The following is an 18376-nucleotide window of genomic DNA, read 5'->3' on the forward strand; positions in this document are numbered from 1 at the left end:
GGAGGTGTTGAGAAATGGCCGAGATTATAGTTAAGTCAAAGGTTAAGGAGTTCGTTAAGAGCCTCGACGCCGAGATGAGGGTCAGCCCGGAGTTCTACGACGCCCTCGAGGCCGAGGTCAAGGCTCTCATCGAGAAGGCCGTCAAGAGGGCCAAGGAAGAGGGCAGAAAGACCCTCTACGCCAGGCACGTCTGATTTTGGATACCCTTTTATTCTCCCTTTCCAATATTCTCCGGTGGTTTCATGGCCCTGAGAAAGTTGTCCGATTTTGCCTACCTTTACCCCGGCAGTCCCTCAACGCTCCTCCGCGTCCATGAAGGGAAGCTCGTGATCGTTGATCCCGGGCACGGAAAGGGAAGGCACAAGGATCTGAGAAGGGAAGCTAAAAAGCTAGGCCTTGAGCTCAAAGCCCAGCTCGTCACCCACGGGCACGCGGATCACGTTGCGGTTGCGCCGAGACTCGATGTTCCTCTCTACGCCCACAGGTTCGAGTTTTCGGTTGCCGAGAGCCCCCTCTCCCGTGAGATCCTCACCTTCGGTTCGAAGGCACCTAAGGGGTTCCTCGCCTTCCAGTTCCCCGGGGAGGTGAAGGTCCACGCGGTTTTCGAGTGGGGCGATGATCTCTTCGGTCTCAAGGCCCTGAACCTTAGCGGCCATTCACCGGGAATGACCGGTTTCTTGGACCGGGAGAGCGGGCTGGTCTACGCGGGCGATGCCTTCTTCGGGGAGAGGGTTCTCGAAACCGTTGGCCTTCCCTACTTCGTCGATCTGGCCGGGTTTAAGGACTCCCTCGGGAGACTACTCCGCTACGCCGATGAAGGCTGCCTCCTGATACCCTCCCACGGCAGACCCGTCGATGGGGAGGAAGCGCGATCCCTGATCCGGAAGAACCTCGAACGGGTGGAGGAGATCGAGGAACTCATTCCAGAGCTTCTTGAAAGTCCGATGGGAATCGACGAGATAGCGTTCAAGCTGATGCGCCGTTATTCTATCGAGGTAACGCCCCAGAAACTCGCCCTGAACCTCGTCCCGGTTAGGGCCGTTATAGCGGAACTCTACAACGGTGGAATAATCGAGGCGGTTGTGGAAAAGGGGTTGAAATGGAAAACCGTGAGGAACTGACCTCACGGATACAGCCTGCTCGGCGTCCTCGGGAAGAGCGTGGCCCAGCGGATGTGGTCGAGCTTGAGGACCCACGCGACGAGCCTCTCAAGGCCGAGACCGAAACCGCTGTGCGGAACGGAGCCGTACTTCCTGAGGTCGAGGTACCACTGGTAATCTTCGGGGTTCATTCCCTCCTCCAAAATGCGCTGCACGAGCTTGTCGTAGTCGTCCTCACGCTGGGAGCCACCGATTATCTCGCCGTAGCCTTCGGGCGCGAGCATATCCGCCGCGAGAACCTTCCTCGGGTCCTCCGGGTCCTCCTTCATGTAGAAGGCCTTGATACCCTTCGGATAGCCGTAGACGAAGAACGGGGCCTCGAACTCCTCGGTAAGAACCCTCTCCTCGTCGGCACCCATGTCCTCGCCCCACTCTATCTCGACGCCCTTGCTCTGGAGTACCTCTATGGCCTCGTCGTAGCTTATCCTCGGGAACGGCGGAACGGCGTTCTTGAGCGTGGTCAAATCCTTTCTAAAGGTCTCAATCTCGCTCTTCCTGAGCTCAAGCGCGCGCTGAACCATGTAGCTTACCAGCTCCTCCTCGACCTTCATGATGTCCCAGAGGTCCATCCACGCGGCCTCAAGCTCGAGGTGCCAGAACTCGGTGAGGTGCCTCCTCGTCCTGCTCTTCTCGGCCCTGAAGCTCGGCGTGAGCGACCAGACCTTTTCGAGGCCAAATATTGCCGCCTCAAGGTAGAGCTGGGCCGACTGGCTCAGGTAGGCGTAGCGGTCAAAGTACTTGAGCTTGAAGAGCGTTGAGCCGCCCTCCACCGCCCCGGTGACGAGTATCGGCGGGAAAACCTCGTACCAGCCGTCTTGGAGGAGCCACTCACGAGCGGCCTGAACGAGCGTGGCCTTCACCTTCATTATGCTCGCGACCTTGGGCGAGCGGAGGTGCAGGTGCCTGACGTCGAGCAGGAACTCCGGGCTCGCGTCCTTCGTTATCGGGAAGAAGTCAACGTTCTGGAGTACCTCGAGCTTGTCGGCCCGAACCTCGGCGCCGGTTGGGGCGCGCGGGTCAGCTTTGACGGTTCCCTCGATGATGACGCTCGACTCGATGCCAAGCTTCTTGGCCTCCCTGTAGGCCTCTTCGTTGAGTTCCTTGGAGAAAACCACTTGGACGATTCCACTTGAGTCCCTGAGCACTATGAAGACCTTCTTTCCGACTTCCCTCTTCCTGTAAACCCATCCGGCGAGCTTAACCCTCTTCCCTTCCATTTCGGGCTTAACGTCGGCACAGTAAACCTTATCAATCACCTTTACCACCTCCAAAAGCTTTTCAGCGGGGTTTATAACGCTAACCCAATCAGAAGAGGCTATTCAGCCAGAGCGACAGGACCCTTAGCCTTGACTCAATCCGAACGAGCCGGGGCATGGTAGGGATTTTTCGTTTTGGGATTTAAATCCTTTGGGCGTTTGAATGTCACAACGTCAAAAGGTTTAAGTTCTTCCCTGCCGTATGTTCAACGGTGGAGGATGTTCGCGCTGGTCGGAAAGCTCGTCGATTACCGCTCCGTTCGAGATGGGGCCGTCATCGTTGAGGATAACGTCATTCGGGCCGTCGTTCCGGTGGGAGAACTGGGGGAGTGGGGCGTTGACGAAGTTTACGGCGGAGAGAACTACCTCGTGATTCCCGGCCTAATCAACGCCCACACCCACGTGGCGATGGCGCGCTTTAGGGGTCTCGGTGAGGACCTGCCGACGGAGGAGTGGCTTGGGAAAATCATCTGGCCGATGGAGATGGAATGGACGCGGAAGGAAATCCGCGAGTGGGCTGAAATCGGCCTTAGAGAGGCTTTGATGAACGGCTCGACGACGGTAAACGACCACTACTTCTTCGCGGACGAGATAGCAAAGGTCGCCGAAAGGCTTGGCGTAAGGGCCTTCCTCGGGCAGACGGTTATGGACGAGGTCGATTTCCCTCTCGCGAGTCCTGAGGAGGGCTTCAGATTCTTCAAGCGCTGGAGCCGGAGCGAGCTCGTAACGCCCACCCTGGCACCTCACGCAACGAACACCGTCTCGCCTGAGCTGATGAAAGAACTTGCCGAACTCTCCCGGGAAAGCGGCGCGAGGGTTCACATCCATCTCGCCCAGAGCAGGGCGGAGGTTTCCGAGGTTAAAAGGCGCTACGGCCTTTCGCCCGTTGGCCTCCTCGAAAGGGCCGGGCTTTTGAACGAAAGTTTAATCGGCGTTCACGGCGTTTACCTGAACGATTCTGACTTCGAGAGGCTGGTCGGGGCCGGCTCGACCCTCGTTCACTGCCCGACGAGCAACGTCAAGCTTGAGGCCCGGACGGTAAACCTGAGGAAACTCCTTGACCTCGGTCTCAACGTGGCTCTGGGCAACGACTCGCCGAATCCAACCGGAATCCTCGACCCCTTCCTTGAGATGAGAACCGCCGGAATCATCGCGAACCTGACAGCCGGAAAGGCGCATGCGGTTCCAGCTCGGGAGCTCTTCGGAATGGCGACCGTTGGAGGCGCGAGGGCCCTTGGATTAAAGGCCGGACTCATTGAGCCCGGCTATCTCGCGGATTTGCTCCTGATAAACGCCAATAAGCCTTGGTTCAGGCCGCTGGAGAACGTTTACTCGCTCATCGTTTATTCCACGAGGGGAAGCGACGTTGAGATGACTGTGGTTAACGGCCGGGTTGTCCACCGCAAAATTTATTAACCTTAATTAACTAAAATCCCCGCGGTTGCAAAGGTTTAAATCCCCAGAGAACCAATATATAAATTGCAGGAGGTGGCAGAAATGGTCGGAATTCAGGTGCAGGAGGTAATGACGGACAGGTTCCAGAAGATAGACATCGACGCCCCCCTTTCTGAGGCGATAGGAATCTTCGAGAAGGAAGACCCCGACCTCATTCTCGTGTTCGATGGGAACCTGTACAAAGGTGTCCTAACGCAGGATTTGATCATACGCTCCCACCTCAAGTGGGACCCGACCAAGGCCAAGGTTAGGGACGTTTACAAGCCCGCCCCGGTCATAAAGCCGGATGAGGACCTGAGCAAGGCGGCAAAGCTCATGATGGAGGTTGACCTCCGCTCCCTCCCCGTCGGGGAGAGCAAGGCTGAAATCATCGGTGTTATAAACGATATAGCCCTCCTCGAGAGGGTTGCCGAGGGCGATTTCGGAAAGAGAAAGGTTGAGGAGTTCATGACCAAGGAGGTCATAACCCTCGGACCTAACGACACGGTCGCCAAGGCCCTCGCGACGATGCGCGACCATGCTATATCGAGGATTCCGATCGTTGACGAGGAGGGCAAACTTGAGGGCCTCGTAACGCTCCACGACCTAATCGTCAGGTTCATAAAGCCCCGCTTCAGGGCCAAGGCAGGTGAGCTGGCCGGCGAGAAGATCCCGCCCTTCAGCATGCCCCTCCGCGATGTTATGATCCGGGGCGTCATAACGATCCTCCCGGACGCGAAGGTCAGGGAAGCCGTTGCCACGATGAGGGACAACGATATAGACGGCCTCGTCGTCGTCAACGAGAACAACAAGGTCGTCGGAATACTCACCGTCAAGGACCTGCTCCTGCCGATTTCGAAGATGACCGAGAAGGAGGCTCGCTTCTACCTCCAGCTCGGCGGTGACGCGGCGATACTCAGCGACTTCACGAGGGAGAGAATAATAAGCGACATCAGGCGCTTCGTCGACGGCTACGAGGACCTGCTCGGTCAGGAGGGCATAATCTACCTCCACATCAGGCGCTTCAGGGAGAAGTTCAGGGGAGTGCACCTCTATCAGGCCAGGATGAGGGTCGTTACAGACAGGGGCGTCTTCGTGGCGACTGGCGAGACATGGGGTGCGATTCAGGCGGTTCACGACGCCCTCCGTGCCATCGAGAGACAGCTCCTTCAGAAGGCCGAGCTCGAAAAGGACATCAGGTACGCCAAGAGGTTCCTTGAGAAGCTCGAATTCTGATCCCCTTTTCTTTTGGGCTTAACTTTAATAACCCCTTCTTCCCTATCACCCCCGGTGATAGGTATGAAGAAGAGGAAGGGACTTCTCATAATCCTCGACGGTCTCGGCGACAGACCGATTAAAGAGTTTGGAGGAAAGACCCCGCTGGAGTACGCAAAGACCCCAAACATGGACAAGCTTGCGAAACTCGGAATCCTCGGCCAGCAGGACCCGATAAAGCCCGGCCAGCCGGCAGGGAGCGACACGGCACATTTGAGCATCTTCGGCTACGACCCCTACAAGGTCTACCGCGGAAGGGGCTTCCTTGAGGCCCTCGGCGTCGGGTTGGATTTGGATGAGGACGATTTGGCCTTTAGGGTTAACTTCGCAACAATCGAGAACGGGATAATCGTTGACAGGAGAGCGGGAAGGATAAGCACCGAGGAAGCCCACGAGCTCGCGAAGGCGATACAGGAGAAGGTAAAGCTCCCGGTTGACTTCATCTTCGTTGGGGCCACCGGTCACAGGGCCGTTCTGGTCCTCAAGGGCATGGCCAAGGGCTACCGCGTCGGCGAGAACGACCCCCACGAGGCCGGAAAGCCACCCCACAGGTTCACCTGGGAGGACGAGGAGAGCAAGAAGGTCGCGGAAATCCTCGAGGAGTTCGTCAGGCAGGCCCACGAGGTTCTTGAGAAGCACCCAATCAACGAGAAGCGCAGGAAGGAAGGAAAGCCACCGGCGAACTACCTGCTCATCCGCGGTGCCGGAACATACCCGAACATCCCGATGAAGTTCACCGAGCAGTGGAAGGTCAGGGCCGGAGCCGTCATAGCGGTCTCGCTCGTCAAGGGCGTCGCGAGGGCGATAGGCTTCGACGTTTACACCCCAGAGGGAGCAACTGGAGAATACAACACCGACGAGATGGCTAAAGCAAAGAAGACCGTCGAACTGCTCAAGGAGTATGATTTCGTGTTCCTCCACTTCAAGCCGACAGATGCTGCCGGCCACGACAACAACCCGAAGCTCAAGGCTGAGATGATTGAGAAGGCCGACAGGATGATAGGCTACATCATCGAGCACGTTGACCTTGAAGATGTCGTGATAGCGATAACCGGCGACCACTCAACTCCCTGTGAGGTCATGAACCACAGCGGGGACCCCGTTCCGGTTCTCATAGCCGGCGGTGGCGTCAGGCCGGACCACACCGAGAGCTTCGGCGAGCGCGAGTGCATGCGTGGCGGACTCGGCAGGATAAGGGGCCACGACATAGTGCCGGTAATGATGGACCTCATGAACCGCTCCGAGAAGTTCGGGGCTTAAGTTGGTTCGCCCTTCACTCCTTTTTTCATCAAATACAGGGACATCGGGATAAGGGTCAGGGTGAAGGCCCATATTATCAGGGCATAGATGCCCACGCCGATTCTGTTCTCCCTCAGAAGAAAAGTTAGTGCTCCCAGGGTTATCAGATACGCTCCCAGTTCCAGAGTGAAAAGCCATGAAAGCCGGGATGCCCTTTGTGGAGTAGAGAACTTGTGTTTGAGCTCAACCAGGAGATAAACGGCCCCCATGAGCACGGCAAGCAGTGCGGCGAGCAGACCCGTGTCCATTATCTTTCCCCTCAGGCTCTTTCTCGCGATCCGTTAAAAGGTTTCCCGACCGAAAACTTTATAAACTCTGCATGCATATGTAATATTGAAGTTACACATGCAGAGGTGAAGAGACATGCGGAAAATATGGATGGGTGTGGGGCTCATTGCCCTCCTTATAGGTACGGTGTTTGGACTCGCGGCGGCGTGGAGGGGCCAGCCGGGACCCAGTCCCTACGCGGCAGTGGATTCCCAGCAACTCAACGGAACGGTTAGCACCTACTACTCCGATCTCAGCCAGGATGAGATCGACGGCCTGCTCTACATGGTTGAGGAAGAGAAGCTCGCCAGGGACGTTTACATTACCCTCTACAACCTAACGGGTCTTCAGGTGTTCGACAACATCGCCAAGAGCGAGCAGAGGCACATGGATGCCGTGCTAAGCCTGATAGAGAAGTACAACCTGACCGCGCCGGACACGCTCGACCAGGTCGGGGTCTTCCAGAACGAGGAGCTCCAGAACCTCTACGACCAGCTCGTCCAGATGGGAAGCCAGAGCACCGAGGACGCCCTTAAGGTCGGTGCCCTCATCGAGGAGACCGACATAAAGGACCTCGAGGACTGGATCGCCAAGACCGACAACGAGGACATCAAGACCGTCTACAGCAACCTCATGGCCGGCAGTGAGAACCACCTCAGGGCCTTCGTTGGCCAGCTCGAGAGGCTCGGTGTGGACTACACGGCCCAGGTGCTTCCTCAGGAGCAGGTCGATGAGATCCTTTCAAGCGAGTGGAGCCACGGAAAGGGCATGGGAATGGGAGCCGCTCAGGAGATGAGGAAGAATGGAATGAGGGGAGGTGATGCCCCAGGACATGGAAACGGAATGTGCGATGGCCAGATGGAGATGAAAAAGGGTGGACATGGAGGACACGGAAAGGAACACACCTGCGGATGCGAGGATCGTGCCTTCAGGGGGCACCGCTGAACCCCTTTTCTTTTCTTTGGGGTGATGGAGATGATATGCCGATTTAAATGCCCACCGGAGGTGGTCCCATGAGGGCATCTGCGCTGGTGAGGAGCATCGTCGATCTCCTGCTCACCGTAACGTTCATCGTTATAGCCATCACGGGTATAGGTCTGTACCTTGCCCCAAGCGGAAGGATAGCCCACACCGTTAACTGGACCTTCCTCGGAATGGATAAGGATACCCTTACCCTGATCCACACGTACTTCGGGTTCGTGATGATCGCCCTGGTGGCGGTTCACCTGATAATAGGTTTCCGCAGCATGCTGATCATGCTCAAGTCCGCCCTGCGGAGTTCAAAGCTGAAGGTCGTTGCCGCCCTGCTGGTACCCCTCCTGCTGATAGCGGGCGGTTATTCGGTCTTCGCGGCCTACAGCGGGGAGGAAGAGGAGCAGTCCACAGGTCTGGAGGAGTACAACACTACCGAGGGCGTCGAGGGAGTGTATATTACCGGCACCATGATGAAGTACTACACCGTTCAGGAGCTCGCCGACGAGTTCCACGTTCCCGTCGATGGCCTCATCGAGAAGCTGAAGGAGAGGGGAATCGAGGCAACGCCCGACGAGAGCCTCGCCGAGATCGAGTACAAGTACGATCTGGACAGGGAGGAGTTCAAGGCCATGCTTGAGGAGATAATAGCGGAGCTTGGAGGGGGTGGTTCATGAGGAAGGTACTCGGCATCCTGCTGGTCGGTTTGATGGTGTTGGCCGTCTTTGGAGCGGGATGCATCACGGGGGAAACAACAACGACCGGTGAGGGAACGGGTTCCTCGATGGGGCACGGTCCCCCGGAGGGTAAGGGATACGGGGGTAGGGGACCAGGATCATCCACCCAGGAGGTCACCAACGTATCCTCGTATCCGGCTCAAAACCTGAGCCAAGATGAGATTGAGGCAATCCTCTACATGAGGGAGGAAGAGAAGCTCGCCAGGGACGTTTACCTCACCCTCTACAACCTGACGGGCCTCCAGATATTTGACAACATAGCGAGAAGCGAGCAGACTCACATGGACATGGTGCTCGGCCTCATCGAGAAGTACAACCTCACGGACCCCGTTGCCGGTATGGGAGTCGGGGAGTTCAACAGTACTGAGATGCGGGACCTCTACGAAAAGCTCGTTGCGCAGGGAAGCAAAAGCGAGGTCGATGCCCTCAAGGTAGGGGCCCTCATAGAGGAGATCGACATCAAGGATCTCGACGAATGGCTTGAGAGGACTGACAACGAGGACGTAAAGGTCGTCTTTGAAAGCCTCAGGGAGGGCAGCGAGAACCACCTGCGGGCGTTTACGCGGATACTCTCCAACCGGTACGGAGTGACCTACGAGCCCCAGGTGCTCAGCAAGGATGAATACGAGTCCATAGTCGGTTAGTCGGAAAGCTTTTATCTCCCTTTTCTTATTCCCTCCAAGGGAACCAGCGGTGTTGAAAATGGTGCAGAGTGTCGAGGAACTTGCAACGGTTTGCGAGGCATTGGCCAATCCCGTTCGAATACGGTTACTCAAGCTTCTCTCCCAGAAGGAATGGTACGTCTACGAGCTGGCCAAAACCCTCGGGATATCGCGGCAGCTTCTCTACCTTCACCTGAAAAAGCTTGAGAAGGCGGGACTCGTTGAAAGCGAACTCAGACTTGAGCCGGACGATCCCAGAGCCAAGAAGTACTACCGAGCAAAGCCCTTCAGGCTGGTTATAGACAACCAGACGATAATGAATTTGGAGGGATGAAAATGCCTTGGGGAGGTGAGCACATGTCCACGCCAAGCGGATGGATAAGCATAATCCTCGGTTTGATCATTCTCGTAGTTCTCGTGTTCGCGTTCTACCAGGTGAACAAGACGCTGAACGAGTTCAAGGTTGAGATTGAGCGGCTTAAGAGCGCCCTCGAGGAAACAAAGAGGAACACCGAAGAAGTGAAGAAAAAGCTCGAAGAGGTTTAACTCCTCAAAAGCTCCAGCTCCTTTTTCATTATGCCTCTGTTCATGATCAGATGGATAATTATCAGAGCCATCATGATCAGGCCGTACTTCGACCTGAGCTTGAGGAAGTCCATTTGGGTCATCCCCATAAAGCTTCCATGCTTCGCCGAAATGAACGTCCCGATCGTTATGAAGATAACGCCGAGGAACGCCACGAGCAGTATCAAGGAGAATGTGGCCTTGATCTTCAGCTTCTTTTTCATTTTCGGGTTTTTCTTCGCCTCTTCAAACACCTTCGCCATTGGATCTACTTGTATCACCGGAAGGTTTACGGGGCCGGCTTTAAAAAGGTGCTGCTACACGTTTCTGTCCATCTTAGCGTTCAGACCCAAACTTTAAAAGGATTAAATGCCTCTATCTTACCAAGGTGATAGCGTGGGCGTTTTTAGGGACTTAAAGGTTATAGGCTCGGACAGGGTAACTGCGATAGGCCTCGGCACCTGGGGAATAGGTGGCTACGAGAGCCCTGACTACTCGCGGGACGAGGAGAGCGTCGAGGTTCTCCGCTACGGCCTCGAACTCGGCATAAACCTCATAGACACCGCCGAGTTCTACGGCGCCGGCCACTCGGAGGAGCTCGTCGGAAGGGCCATCGAGGGCTTTGACAGGGACGAACTCTTCATCATCAGCAAGGTCTGGCCCACGAACTTCGGCTACGAAAGGGCGAAGAGAGCGGTAAGGGCGAGCACTAAGAGGCTCGGCACCTACATTGACCTTCACCTTCTCCACTGGCCCGGCGAGAGCTGGAGGAAGATAGAAGAAACTTTACACGCGTTGGAGGAACTCGTTGATGAAGGCCTCATCCGCTACATCGGCGTCAGCAACTTCGATTTGGAGCTTCTGAAACGCTCTCAGGAGGCAATGAAGAAGTACGAAATCGTCGCCAACGAGGTAAAATACTCCCTCCGCGACCGCTGGCCCGAAACGAGTGGACTTCTCGACTACATGAAGAAGGAAAAGATTGCGCTGATAGCTTACACCCCGCTGGAGAAGGGTTCCCTCGCGAGGAACCCATGCCTGGCCGAGATTGGGAGAAAATACGGAAAAACATCGGCCCAAGTCGCGCTAAACTACCTGATATGGGAGGAGAACGTTATAGCGATTCCCAAAGCCAGCAGGAAGGAGCACGTGGAAGAGAACGCCGGAGCTATGGGCTGGAGATTGAGCAGGGAAGATAGGGAGAAAGCCCGGAGGTGCCTTTGATGTATGGATACAAGAACAGGATAGCGAGAGTAAACCTGACCGAGGGAAAGGTCACCTACGAGGAACTGCCCGACGAGGTGATAAGGAAGTTCGTCGGCGGAAAGGGCCTCGGCTACTACCTGATTTATCGGGAGGTCCCGCCGGGAACCGACCCGCTCAGCCCGGCCAACAAGTTCGTTTTCGCCACCGGTGGATTGACAGGCCTGATTCCGGGTTCGAGCAAGGTCATAGCCGTTAGCAAGAGCCCTGAGACGAGACTTATAAGCGATTCAAGCGGTGGAGACGCCTTCGGACCCAAGCTCAAGGGGCACTTCGACGCGATAATCATCGAAGGTAAGGCGGAAGAGCCGGTTTACCTCTACATCCATGATGGGGAGGTCGAAATCCGGAATGCGAAGCACCTCTGGGGCAGGGGCAACTACGAGGTTGCCAAGGAACTCTGGAAGGAGCACCCGAAGGCAAGCCTAGCTTTAATTGGCCCGGCCGGCGAGAGGCTCAGCAGAATTGCCAACGTGATTTACGACACCGAGCGCGCGAGCGGAAGGGGCGGTCTTGGAGCCGTCCTCGGGAGCAAGAAGGTTAAGGCCGTTGTGGTTGAGCCGGGGGAGAAGCCAACGGTTGCCAGCCCGGAGGAGTTCCAGAAACTGTGGCAGGAGTTCTACGAGCACTTCGCGACAGACCCGAAGTACGAGCACCTGAGGAACTACGGGACGAGCGACGGAGTTAGGAGCTCCGCCTCGCTCGGAATGAGCCCGGCCTATAACTTCTCAAGGCCATACATCCCGGAGGAGCTGGCGGAGAAGCTGAGCGGGGACGAGGTCAAGAAGTACGAGGTAGAGCCGGAGTGGTTCGTCCACGGCAAGAGCTGTCCGATTAAGTGCGCCAGGTATGTAGAGGTCGAATACAAGGGCAGGAGAATCCGCGTCAAGCCCGAGTACGAGAGCATCGCGATGCTTGGAGCGTCAACGGGCGTCTTCAACTTTCCAGCGGTAGCCTACTTCAACTGGCTCGTCAACAACCTCGGCCTCGACAGCATAGCGACCGGCAACACAATAGCCTGGTTCTTTGAGCTGGTCGAGAGGGGCCTCATAAGCGAGGAGGAGATAGGGTTCCCTGTCAGGGGCTTCGGCGACGAGGAGGCCGAGGAGAGGCTCATCAAGCTGATGGCCGAGAGGAGGGGCATTGGAGCGATTCTCGCCGATGGCGTGAAGAGGGCCTGCGAGAGGCTCGGCAGAGGTTGCGAGTTCGCCGTGCACGTGAAGGGCATGGAAGCGCCCGCATGGGACCCGCGCGGAAGGAGGACCTACGCCCTCAGCTACGCCACCGCCGACGTTGGAGCGTCTCACCTGAGGGGCTGGCCGAGGCCCCATCAGCTACCGAACCAGGGGCCGGCGAAGGAGCTCGTGCCGTCGATGATAGAGGGCAGGGACGAGAGCTACATCACCGACATGCTCGGAACGTGCAAGTTCGTGTCCTACAAGATGGAAGACCTGGCTAAGTTCTACTCGCTCGCGACCGGCGAGGAATGGACGGTCGAGAGGCTAAGGAAAATTGCTCAGGCCGTTGAGAGCATCGCGCGCATACACGACGCCCTCGACTGGGTGACGCCTCCGCTCGACGACACGATTCCACCGCGCTGGTGGGAGCCGGAGCCGGACGGGCCGGCCAAGGGCAACAAGGCCTTCATCGACTACAACGACTTCCTTGAGGCGAGGAGAGAGTTCTACAGGCTCAGGGGATGGCACGAGGAGCTCGGCGTCCCGTTGCCGGAGACGATGGAAGAGCTCGGCTATCCGGAGTTCAGGGAAGATGCCGAGAAGGCTTTGGAAGTCGTAAAGAAGAGGGCTGGCATCCAGATCTCCTGAGGTTTTGTTTTTGTTATTTTTATGCGTGGAGAACCTGGTTCGGCTGGATAAAAAGGGAAAAACTCAATCTTCTTCCTCTACCTCTTCACCGGCGAGCTTTCTGAGCTTGTCGAGGTCGGGGCTGACGGCGATGAGGACGTCGCCTTCCTCTATAATGTCGTCCTTTCCGGGGTTGTAGATGTACCTGCTGCCCCTCTTTATCGCCAGGATTCTCGTTCCGATCTTGCTGGGGAGTTTGAGCTGCTTGAGGGTTTTGCCTATGAGTATCGAGCCGGGCCTTACCGTAACGCGGCCGAGTTCCTCCTCGGTGTCCTCCATTATGACGCGGATTATCGGGTGGGGCTCTATATCCCTCAGGATTATGTCCGCTATCGCGTAGGCCGCGTCGCTGATGCGCTCGTTGATGTCCGCGAGGTCGATTATGCTGAGCAGGCTCTCGGGGTCTTCCTCGTGTTTGGCCGCCCTGAGCGCCAGCCTCTTGACCTTCAGCGTTAGATCGTCCATCTTCTCCTCCAGCAGGTAGACCTCCTCCGCTATGTCCTCGCTGTTGTACAGCACCGAGGAGAAGGCGAGATCGACCATCAGAGCGGATAGATCCTTCATCTCTATCAGGCAGTTCCTGATCTCGTCGAGCTCATTCATGTTTCATCACCTTCAGGATCCCCCTCGCTATCTCCTTCAGGTAATCGAGGGCCGTTCTCGTGCCCCTGCCTATGATTATGTCCCCGGGCATTATCTTGGTGTCCTCGTCGGGGTCGAATATCCAGCGCTTGCCTCTCCTTATCGCCGAGACCCAGACGCCGGTGTTCGTCGCCAGGTCAAGCTCCTCCAGGGTTTTGCCGACCAGTATCGAGTCAGGTGACACCTGCACCTTTCCGATGGTCTCCTCGCTTTCGAGGATAACGTCCCTGACCACGGGATGGAGCTTCTCTTCGAGCACCATCTTGGCGAGGTCCGCGGCCGCGTTGGAGATGTCGTCTATGGCCCTGCCCATCTGCAGGATCGCCGTTATCTGCTCCGCTTCCTTCGGGCTTCTCGCCGCGAGCACGGCCTTTACCATGAGGTGGTAGTTGAGCAGGTCGAGGTACTCCTCAAGCTCGAGAACCTCCTCCGCTATCTCCTTCTCCTGGAACAGAACGGAGGAGTACGCCAGATCAACCATGAGCTCGGCGGTGTTCTTCATCTCTATGAATATCTCCTTGACGTTGTTGGGAACCTCAATCTCGTCCCATTCTTCCATTCCCGTTTTCACCAGACTGTGAAAGGGGTGAAATCTTATTTATTTTTCGCTTCGAAAGGTTTAATACCTGCCTTGGCCGTTAACCTTTGGGTTTCAACGGTGTCTTCGATGGATGGTGAACTGAAGGAACTGAAGTCAAAGGTCAGAACCGCCTACAGGGTAACCCTGCCGTCGCTCGTTACGTCCCAGGTGTTCGGGTTATTCGGGGGTACCTTCCTCGGCAAGTACTTCGGCACAATTCGCAGCAGGTTCCCCGGCCTTCTCGTCGTCCTGCCCGGTATAATGGGCCTCCGCGGGAACGTTTTTGGATCGATGGCTTCCCGCTTCTCCACGATGCTATACCTGGGTGAGCTCAGCCCCTCGATCAGGGACAGGAAGGTTCTCAAGGAGATAGTCCTCAGGATGCTGCTCTCCCTCATACCAGTGATCCTGCTGTGGGGAATTGGCGTTCTAACGGGCATAAAGAAGAACGCCTTCGACGTCCTGCTAATAGTCATAACCTCGACGATACTCGTCTCTTTCATCCTCGGCTACTTCACTTCCTTCGTGACCATATTCTCCTTCCGGAGGGGCACCGACCCGGACAGCGTCGCCGCTCCCCTCGTTGCCTCGATGGGCGACTTCCTGACGGTTCCGTCCCTCGTCCTCTTCATTCTCCTCATCGAGGACTCGCCAGCCCTGTTCAGGACCTTCAACTACGTCATGATAGCGTTCTTCCTGTTCGTCACAGCTCTGAGCAGGGTCCGCTTCCACGAGTTCATGGAGCTGAAGCAGGTTTTCGTGACGATAACGGCACTCGCACTCCTCTCAACGATCTCCGGCTCCCTGCTGGCCAAGTTCGGCGGAATAATTCAGGCCTCGGGGATACTGAGCTTCATATACCCCTCCCTCCTGAGCTCCTTCGGGAACTACGGTTCTGTTATAGCGGCGAAAACGTCCACCAAGCTCCACCTCGGTGAGATAGAGGAGTTCCTTTCGATCAGCGCGCTCACCGACGTTTTAGCTCTTCTCTCGACGACCCCGGTCATAGGCCTCCTGATGGTTCTCCTCGGTGGCGGGCTCATGCACCTCACCACCGGTGCTCCGATACCTTCCAGCGTCATCTGGCTGCTCCTGACTTACCCCCTCATGGCGCTCTTCATAATGGCCTACGCCTACACGCTCTCCTACTTCATGTTCAAATACAACATAGACCCCGACCACGTGGCGATCCCCCTCATCTCCAACAACAGCGACATATTCGGAACCCTCTACGTGGTTTTAATGGCCAAGCTGATGGTGGGAGCATGATCGGGCTCTCCATGACCGCATTCAGGGGAAAATGGCCCGGGGACTTTGAGGAGTGGCTGAGCGGGGTTGAGGGGCTCGGCTTCGAGTTCGTCGAGCTGGTCAGCGAGTGGCCGCACTACCTGACTCCTGAGACGAAGGCCCTCTTCGAGGATGCCCTCGGCTCCCACAACCTCAAACTCACCGTCCACGCCCCCTTCAGCGACCTCAACATAGCCTCCTTCAACGAGAGTATCAGAAGCGCTTCCCTGGGAATTCTCAGGGAAACCCTCTCACTGGCGTCGGAACTCGGAGCTATGGTGGTTACCATTCACCCCGGGCACTGCTCGCCCCTCAGCAGGAGGTACAGCGAGGAGTACCTCACCATCCACCGGCGGTCGCTCGAAATGATAGCGGAGTGGAGCGAGGAGTTCGGCGTTAAGGTCGGCGTTGAGAACATGCCGAGCTTTCCGATACTCGATGCACAGACGTGCCTCCGCCTCGCTGAGCTCCTCGATGGGGTCGATCTGGGGGTTACTTTCGACGTGGGGCACCTGAACACGACCACCCGCGACTTCCGGGGGTTCCTCAGGACTTTCGGGGACAGGATAGTGCACCTTCACCTCCACGACAACCACGGCGATAGGGACGAGCACCTGCCGCCGGGCGACGGAACGGTTCCCTGGGGAGAGCTTCTCCCCCTTTTACCGGAAGCTCCCATTGCTCTGGAGGTTACGGATCTCCCCTCCGCGGAGAGGGGGCTCGCGTTCCTTAGGCGTTCAATGAAGCTCTAATAAGTTCATTGAAGCTCGTTTTTACAAAACGCAACCCTTTTATACATTCCGGGCGAATTTTTCACGAGAACGGGTTTTTGGAGGGATAGGAATGGTGGAACGAATAGTCGAGGAGCTCAGGCCCTTCTTCGACCCGAAGGCGGTCGCTATCATCGGTGCAACCAACAAGAAGGGGAAGGTCGGCAACGTCATCTTCGAGAACTTCAAGATGAACAAGGAGAGAGGCATCTTCAAGGGGAAGGTCTACCCCGTGAACCCCAAGCTCGATGAGATTGACGGATACAGGGTTTACCACAGCGTTAAGGAGCTTCCCGATGACACTGATTTGGCCGTCATATCGATTCCAGCTCCCTACGTCCCGGCCACGATGAGGGACATAGCGGAGAAGGGCATAAAGGCCGTCATCATCATCACCGGCGGTTTCGGAGAGCTTGGCGAGGAAGGAAAGAAGCTCGAAAGGGAAATCTACGAGATAGCCAAGGCCAACGGCATACGCGTCATCGGTCCGAACTGTGTTGGCGTTTACGTTCCAGACACCGGCGTTGACACCGTCTTCCTACCGGAGAGCAAGATGGACAGGCCCGAGAGCGGGCCGATAGCGTTCGTCAGCCAGAGCGGTGCCTTCGCCGCTGCGATGCTCGACTGGGCGGCAGGAGCGGGCATAGGTATCGGCAAGATGGTCAGCTACGGAAACAAGCTCGACGTTGATGACGCCGATTTGATGGACTACTTCATCCACGACGACGAGATAAACGTCGTTACGTTTTACATCGAGGGCGTCAAGGACGGAAGGAAGTTCATGGAGAGCGCCAAGAGAATAACGAGGGTCAAGCCCGTCATCGCTCTCAAGAGCGGAAGGACCGAGTACGGAGCCAAAGCGGCATCGAGCCACACCGGTTCTCTGGCTGGAGCTGACACGATTTACGATGCAGTCTTCAAGCAGACGGGCATTATAAGGGCTGAGGACTTCGAGCACATGTTCGACCTGGCTAAAGCCTTTGCCCAGCTCGTTCACAAGCTCCCGAAGGGCGACAGGATAGGCATCATCACCGACGGCGGTGGCGCCGGAGTCATGGCCAGCGACGCGGTGGCGAAGTTCGGCCTCAAGATGGCCGAGCTGAGCGAGGAAACCGTCAAGTTCCTCAAGGAGAAGTTCCCACCGCACGCGGTCGTTGGCAACCCCACTGACGTCGTTGGAGACACCGACGCGGAGCGCTACAGACTCGCTTTGGAGGCCTTCACCAAGGACCCGAACGTTGACGCGATACTCGTCATAGTACTCTTCCAGGTTCCGCTCCTCGAGGAGGAGAAGGTCATCGACATCATAGCGGACTACCAGAAGAAGAGCGACAAGCCGATTGTGGCCGTTGCGATGGGCGGTAAGAAGACCGACCGCTACGCGAGAATGCTGGAGGAGAAGGGCGTTCCCGTTTACCCGACCCCCGAGAGGGGCGTCCGCGCCTTAGCGGGCCTCGTTAGGTACGCCCAGTACCGGGAGAAGGTGAAGGAGTAAACCCGGTGGTGGTAGCATGAAGGAGGAAGCCCTTAAAGTTATTGAGTCCGTCCTGTCCCAGGGCAGGACGGCCATGGTTGAGTACGAGGCCAAGCAGGTTTTAAAGGCTTACGGCCTCCCCGTTCCGAACGAGAAGCTCGCCAAGACCCTCGATGAGGCTCTCAAGTACGCGGAGGAGATAGGCTACCCCGTTGCCCTGAAGTTGATGTCGCCCCAGATACTCCACAAGAGCGACGCGAAGGTCGTCATGCTGAACATAAAGAGCCCCGAGGAGCTCAAGCAGAAGTGGGAGGAGATACACGAGAACGCAAGGAGATACCGCCCAGATGCAGAAATCCTCGGCGTCCTCGTCGCCCCGATGCTCAGGCCGGGCAGGGAGATAATCATAGGCGTCACCGAGGACCCGCAGTTCGGCCACGCGATAATGTTCGGTCTCGGCGGAATCTTCGTCGAGGTTCTCAAGGACGTGACCTTCCGCATTATCCCAATTACGGAGCGCGACGCGAGGAAGATGATTAGGGAAATCAAGAGCTACCCGATTCTGGCAGGAGCGCGTGGAGAGGAGCCAGCTGATATAGACGCCATCGTTGACCTGCTCCTCAAGGTCAGCCAGCTCGTCGACGAGCTCAGGGACTACATCAAGGAGATGGACCTCAACCCCGTCTTCGTCTACGAGAAGGGCAAGGGCGCGGTCATAGTCGATGCGAGGATTATCCTCAAGGAGCCGAAGGAGAAGAAGCCCGAGATAAGCTCGGAGTACAGGGAGAGGTGCGCCTGAGCCTTTGTTTTACCATTTGCGATTATTTTTCCTTCAATATTCTCGTCTCTATCTGGCCTTGACTTCTTCT

21 protein-coding genes are annotated in these 18376 nt (G+C 56.8%); 16 read left to right on the forward strand and 5 right to left on the reverse strand.

Annotated features, from left to right (window positions below; all coding sequences use genetic code 11):
- The first annotated feature begins 14 nt into the window (after positions 1-14).
- Positions 15-194: a hypothetical protein gene (locus tag TAM4_RS00245; RefSeq protein WP_014121224.1), complete on the forward strand. Its 180-nt coding sequence runs from the start codon at positions 15-17 to the stop codon at positions 192-194.
- 48 nt (positions 195-242) lie between these two features.
- The gene (locus tag TAM4_RS00250) at positions 243-1121 is read left to right on the forward strand and encodes an MBL fold metallo-hydrolase (RefSeq protein ID WP_014121225.1); all 879 of its coding nucleotides are present in this window, start codon (positions 243-245) and stop codon (positions 1119-1121) included.
- 2 nt (positions 1122-1123) lie between these two features.
- Here the strand turns inward: TAM4_RS00250 and asnS are convergent, their stop codons facing one another.
- Positions 1124-2416, reverse strand: coding sequence for an asparagine--tRNA ligase (gene asnS, locus TAM4_RS00255; protein ID WP_014121226.1), 1293 nt, complete (start codon positions 2414-2416; stop codon positions 1124-1126).
- 219 nt (positions 2417-2635) lie between these two features.
- Between asnS and TAM4_RS00260 the strand changes: the two genes are divergently transcribed.
- The 3 genes from TAM4_RS00260 to TAM4_RS00270 all read left to right on the forward strand — a co-directional run bounded on the left by TAM4_RS00260 (position 2636) and on the right by TAM4_RS00270 (position 6385).
- Positions 2636-3832 carry an amidohydrolase family protein gene (locus TAM4_RS00260; RefSeq protein ID WP_014121227.1) on the forward strand — a complete coding sequence of 399 codons (1197 nt, stop codon included), beginning with the start codon at positions 2636-2638 and terminating at the stop codon, positions 3830-3832.
- Positions 3833-3913: 81 nt separating this feature from the next.
- Positions 3914-5086 carry a CBS domain-containing protein gene (locus tag TAM4_RS00265; protein ID WP_014121228.1) on the forward strand — a complete coding sequence of 391 codons (1173 nt, stop codon included), beginning with the start codon at positions 3914-3916 and terminating at the stop codon, positions 5084-5086.
- 63 nt (positions 5087-5149) lie between these two features.
- Positions 5150-6385, forward strand: coding sequence for a 2,3-bisphosphoglycerate-independent phosphoglycerate mutase (locus tag TAM4_RS00270; protein ID WP_014121229.1), 1236 nt, complete (start codon positions 5150-5152; stop codon positions 6383-6385).
- Here TAM4_RS00270 and TAM4_RS00275 read toward each other — a convergent pair.
- Positions 6382-6672: a hypothetical protein gene (locus TAM4_RS00275; protein ID WP_014121230.1), complete on the reverse strand. Its 291-nt coding sequence runs from the start codon at positions 6670-6672 to the stop codon at positions 6382-6384. The genes TAM4_RS00270 and TAM4_RS00275 overlap by 4 nt on opposite strands.
- A gap of 115 nt (positions 6673-6787) precedes the next feature.
- Here TAM4_RS00275 and TAM4_RS00280 point away from each other — a divergent pair, with 115 nt between their 5' ends.
- From TAM4_RS00280 to TAM4_RS00300, 5 genes are all read left to right on the forward strand, one after another.
- Complete coding sequence (locus tag TAM4_RS00280) at positions 6788-7636, forward strand: DUF2202 domain-containing protein (RefSeq protein WP_014121231.1); 849 nt, start codon at positions 6788-6790, stop codon at positions 7634-7636.
- A gap of 68 nt (positions 7637-7704) precedes the next feature.
- Entirely contained in the window at positions 7705-8340 is a 636-nt protein-coding gene (locus TAM4_RS00285) for a translation initiation factor IF-2 N-terminal domain-containing protein (RefSeq protein ID WP_014121232.1), read from the forward strand.
- Positions 8337-9044 carry a DUF2202 domain-containing protein gene (locus TAM4_RS00290; RefSeq protein ID WP_014121233.1) on the forward strand — a complete coding sequence of 236 codons (708 nt, stop codon included), beginning with the start codon at positions 8337-8339 and terminating at the stop codon, positions 9042-9044. The genes TAM4_RS00285 and TAM4_RS00290 overlap by 4 nt, the downstream gene beginning before the upstream one ends.
- Positions 9045-9102: 58 nt before the next feature.
- Positions 9103-9396 (forward strand): winged helix-turn-helix domain-containing protein, encoded by a 294-nt coding sequence (locus TAM4_RS00295; RefSeq protein ID WP_014121234.1) that lies wholly within the window; start codon positions 9103-9105, stop codon positions 9394-9396.
- 23 nt (positions 9397-9419) lie between these two features.
- Positions 9420-9608, forward strand: coding sequence for a hypothetical protein (locus TAM4_RS00300; RefSeq protein WP_014121235.1), 189 nt, complete (start codon positions 9420-9422; stop codon positions 9606-9608).
- Here TAM4_RS00300 and TAM4_RS00305 read toward each other — a convergent pair.
- Positions 9605-9889, reverse strand: coding sequence for a hypothetical protein (locus tag TAM4_RS00305; protein WP_014121236.1), 285 nt, complete (start codon positions 9887-9889; stop codon positions 9605-9607). The two genes, TAM4_RS00300 and TAM4_RS00305, sit on opposite strands and share 4 nt — an antisense overlap.
- 106 nt (positions 9890-9995) lie before the next feature.
- On the opposite strand from TAM4_RS00305, the gene TAM4_RS00310 reads away from it, so the two are divergent.
- Together TAM4_RS00310 and TAM4_RS00315 are read left to right on the forward strand one after the other, a co-directional pair.
- Positions 9996-10850 carry an aldo/keto reductase gene (locus TAM4_RS00310; RefSeq protein WP_048149529.1) on the forward strand — a complete coding sequence of 285 codons (855 nt, stop codon included), beginning with the start codon at positions 9996-9998 and terminating at the stop codon, positions 10848-10850.
- Positions 10850-12715, forward strand: coding sequence for an aldehyde ferredoxin oxidoreductase family protein (locus TAM4_RS00315; RefSeq protein WP_014121238.1), 1866 nt, complete (start codon positions 10850-10852; stop codon positions 12713-12715). Before TAM4_RS00310 ends, TAM4_RS00315 begins: the two co-directional genes overlap by 1 nt.
- Positions 12716-12778: 63 nt before the next feature.
- Here the strand turns inward: TAM4_RS00315 and TAM4_RS00320 are convergent, their stop codons facing one another.
- Together TAM4_RS00320 and TAM4_RS00325 are read right to left on the reverse strand one after the other, a co-directional pair.
- Positions 12779-13357 (reverse strand): potassium channel family protein, encoded by a 579-nt coding sequence (locus TAM4_RS00320; protein ID WP_014121239.1) that lies wholly within the window; start codon positions 13355-13357, stop codon positions 12779-12781.
- Positions 13350-13955: a potassium channel family protein gene (locus tag TAM4_RS00325; RefSeq protein ID WP_014121240.1), complete on the reverse strand. Its 606-nt coding sequence runs from the start codon at positions 13953-13955 to the stop codon at positions 13350-13352. Before TAM4_RS00325 ends, TAM4_RS00320 begins: the two co-directional genes overlap by 8 nt.
- 108 nt (positions 13956-14063) lie before the next feature.
- Between TAM4_RS00325 and TAM4_RS00330 the strand changes: the two genes are divergently transcribed.
- The 4 genes from TAM4_RS00330 to TAM4_RS00345 all read left to right on the forward strand — a co-directional run bounded on the left by TAM4_RS00330 (position 14064) and on the right by TAM4_RS00345 (position 18306).
- A complete protein-coding gene (locus TAM4_RS00330; protein ID WP_014121241.1) occupies positions 14064-15245 on the forward strand; it encodes a magnesium transporter in 1182 nt (393 codons plus the stop codon).
- Positions 15242-16015 (forward strand): sugar phosphate isomerase/epimerase, encoded by a 774-nt coding sequence (locus TAM4_RS00335; RefSeq protein WP_014121242.1) that lies wholly within the window; start codon positions 15242-15244, stop codon positions 16013-16015. Before TAM4_RS00330 ends, TAM4_RS00335 begins: the two co-directional genes overlap by 4 nt.
- A gap of 91 nt (positions 16016-16106) precedes the next feature.
- Complete coding sequence (locus TAM4_RS00340; RefSeq protein WP_014121243.1) at positions 16107-17528, forward strand: acetate--CoA ligase family protein; 1422 nt, start codon at positions 16107-16109, stop codon at positions 17526-17528.
- 16 nt (positions 17529-17544) lie between these two features.
- Positions 17545-18306, forward strand: coding sequence for an acetate--CoA ligase family protein (locus tag TAM4_RS00345; protein WP_014121244.1), 762 nt, complete (start codon positions 17545-17547; stop codon positions 18304-18306).
- Positions 18307-18376 lie beyond the last annotated feature (70 nt).

Origin of the sequence: Thermococcus sp. AM4 (assembly GCF_000151205.2) — an archaeon.
In the GTDB taxonomy this organism is placed as follows: Archaea; Methanobacteriota_B; Thermococci; order Thermococcales; family Thermococcaceae; genus Thermococcus.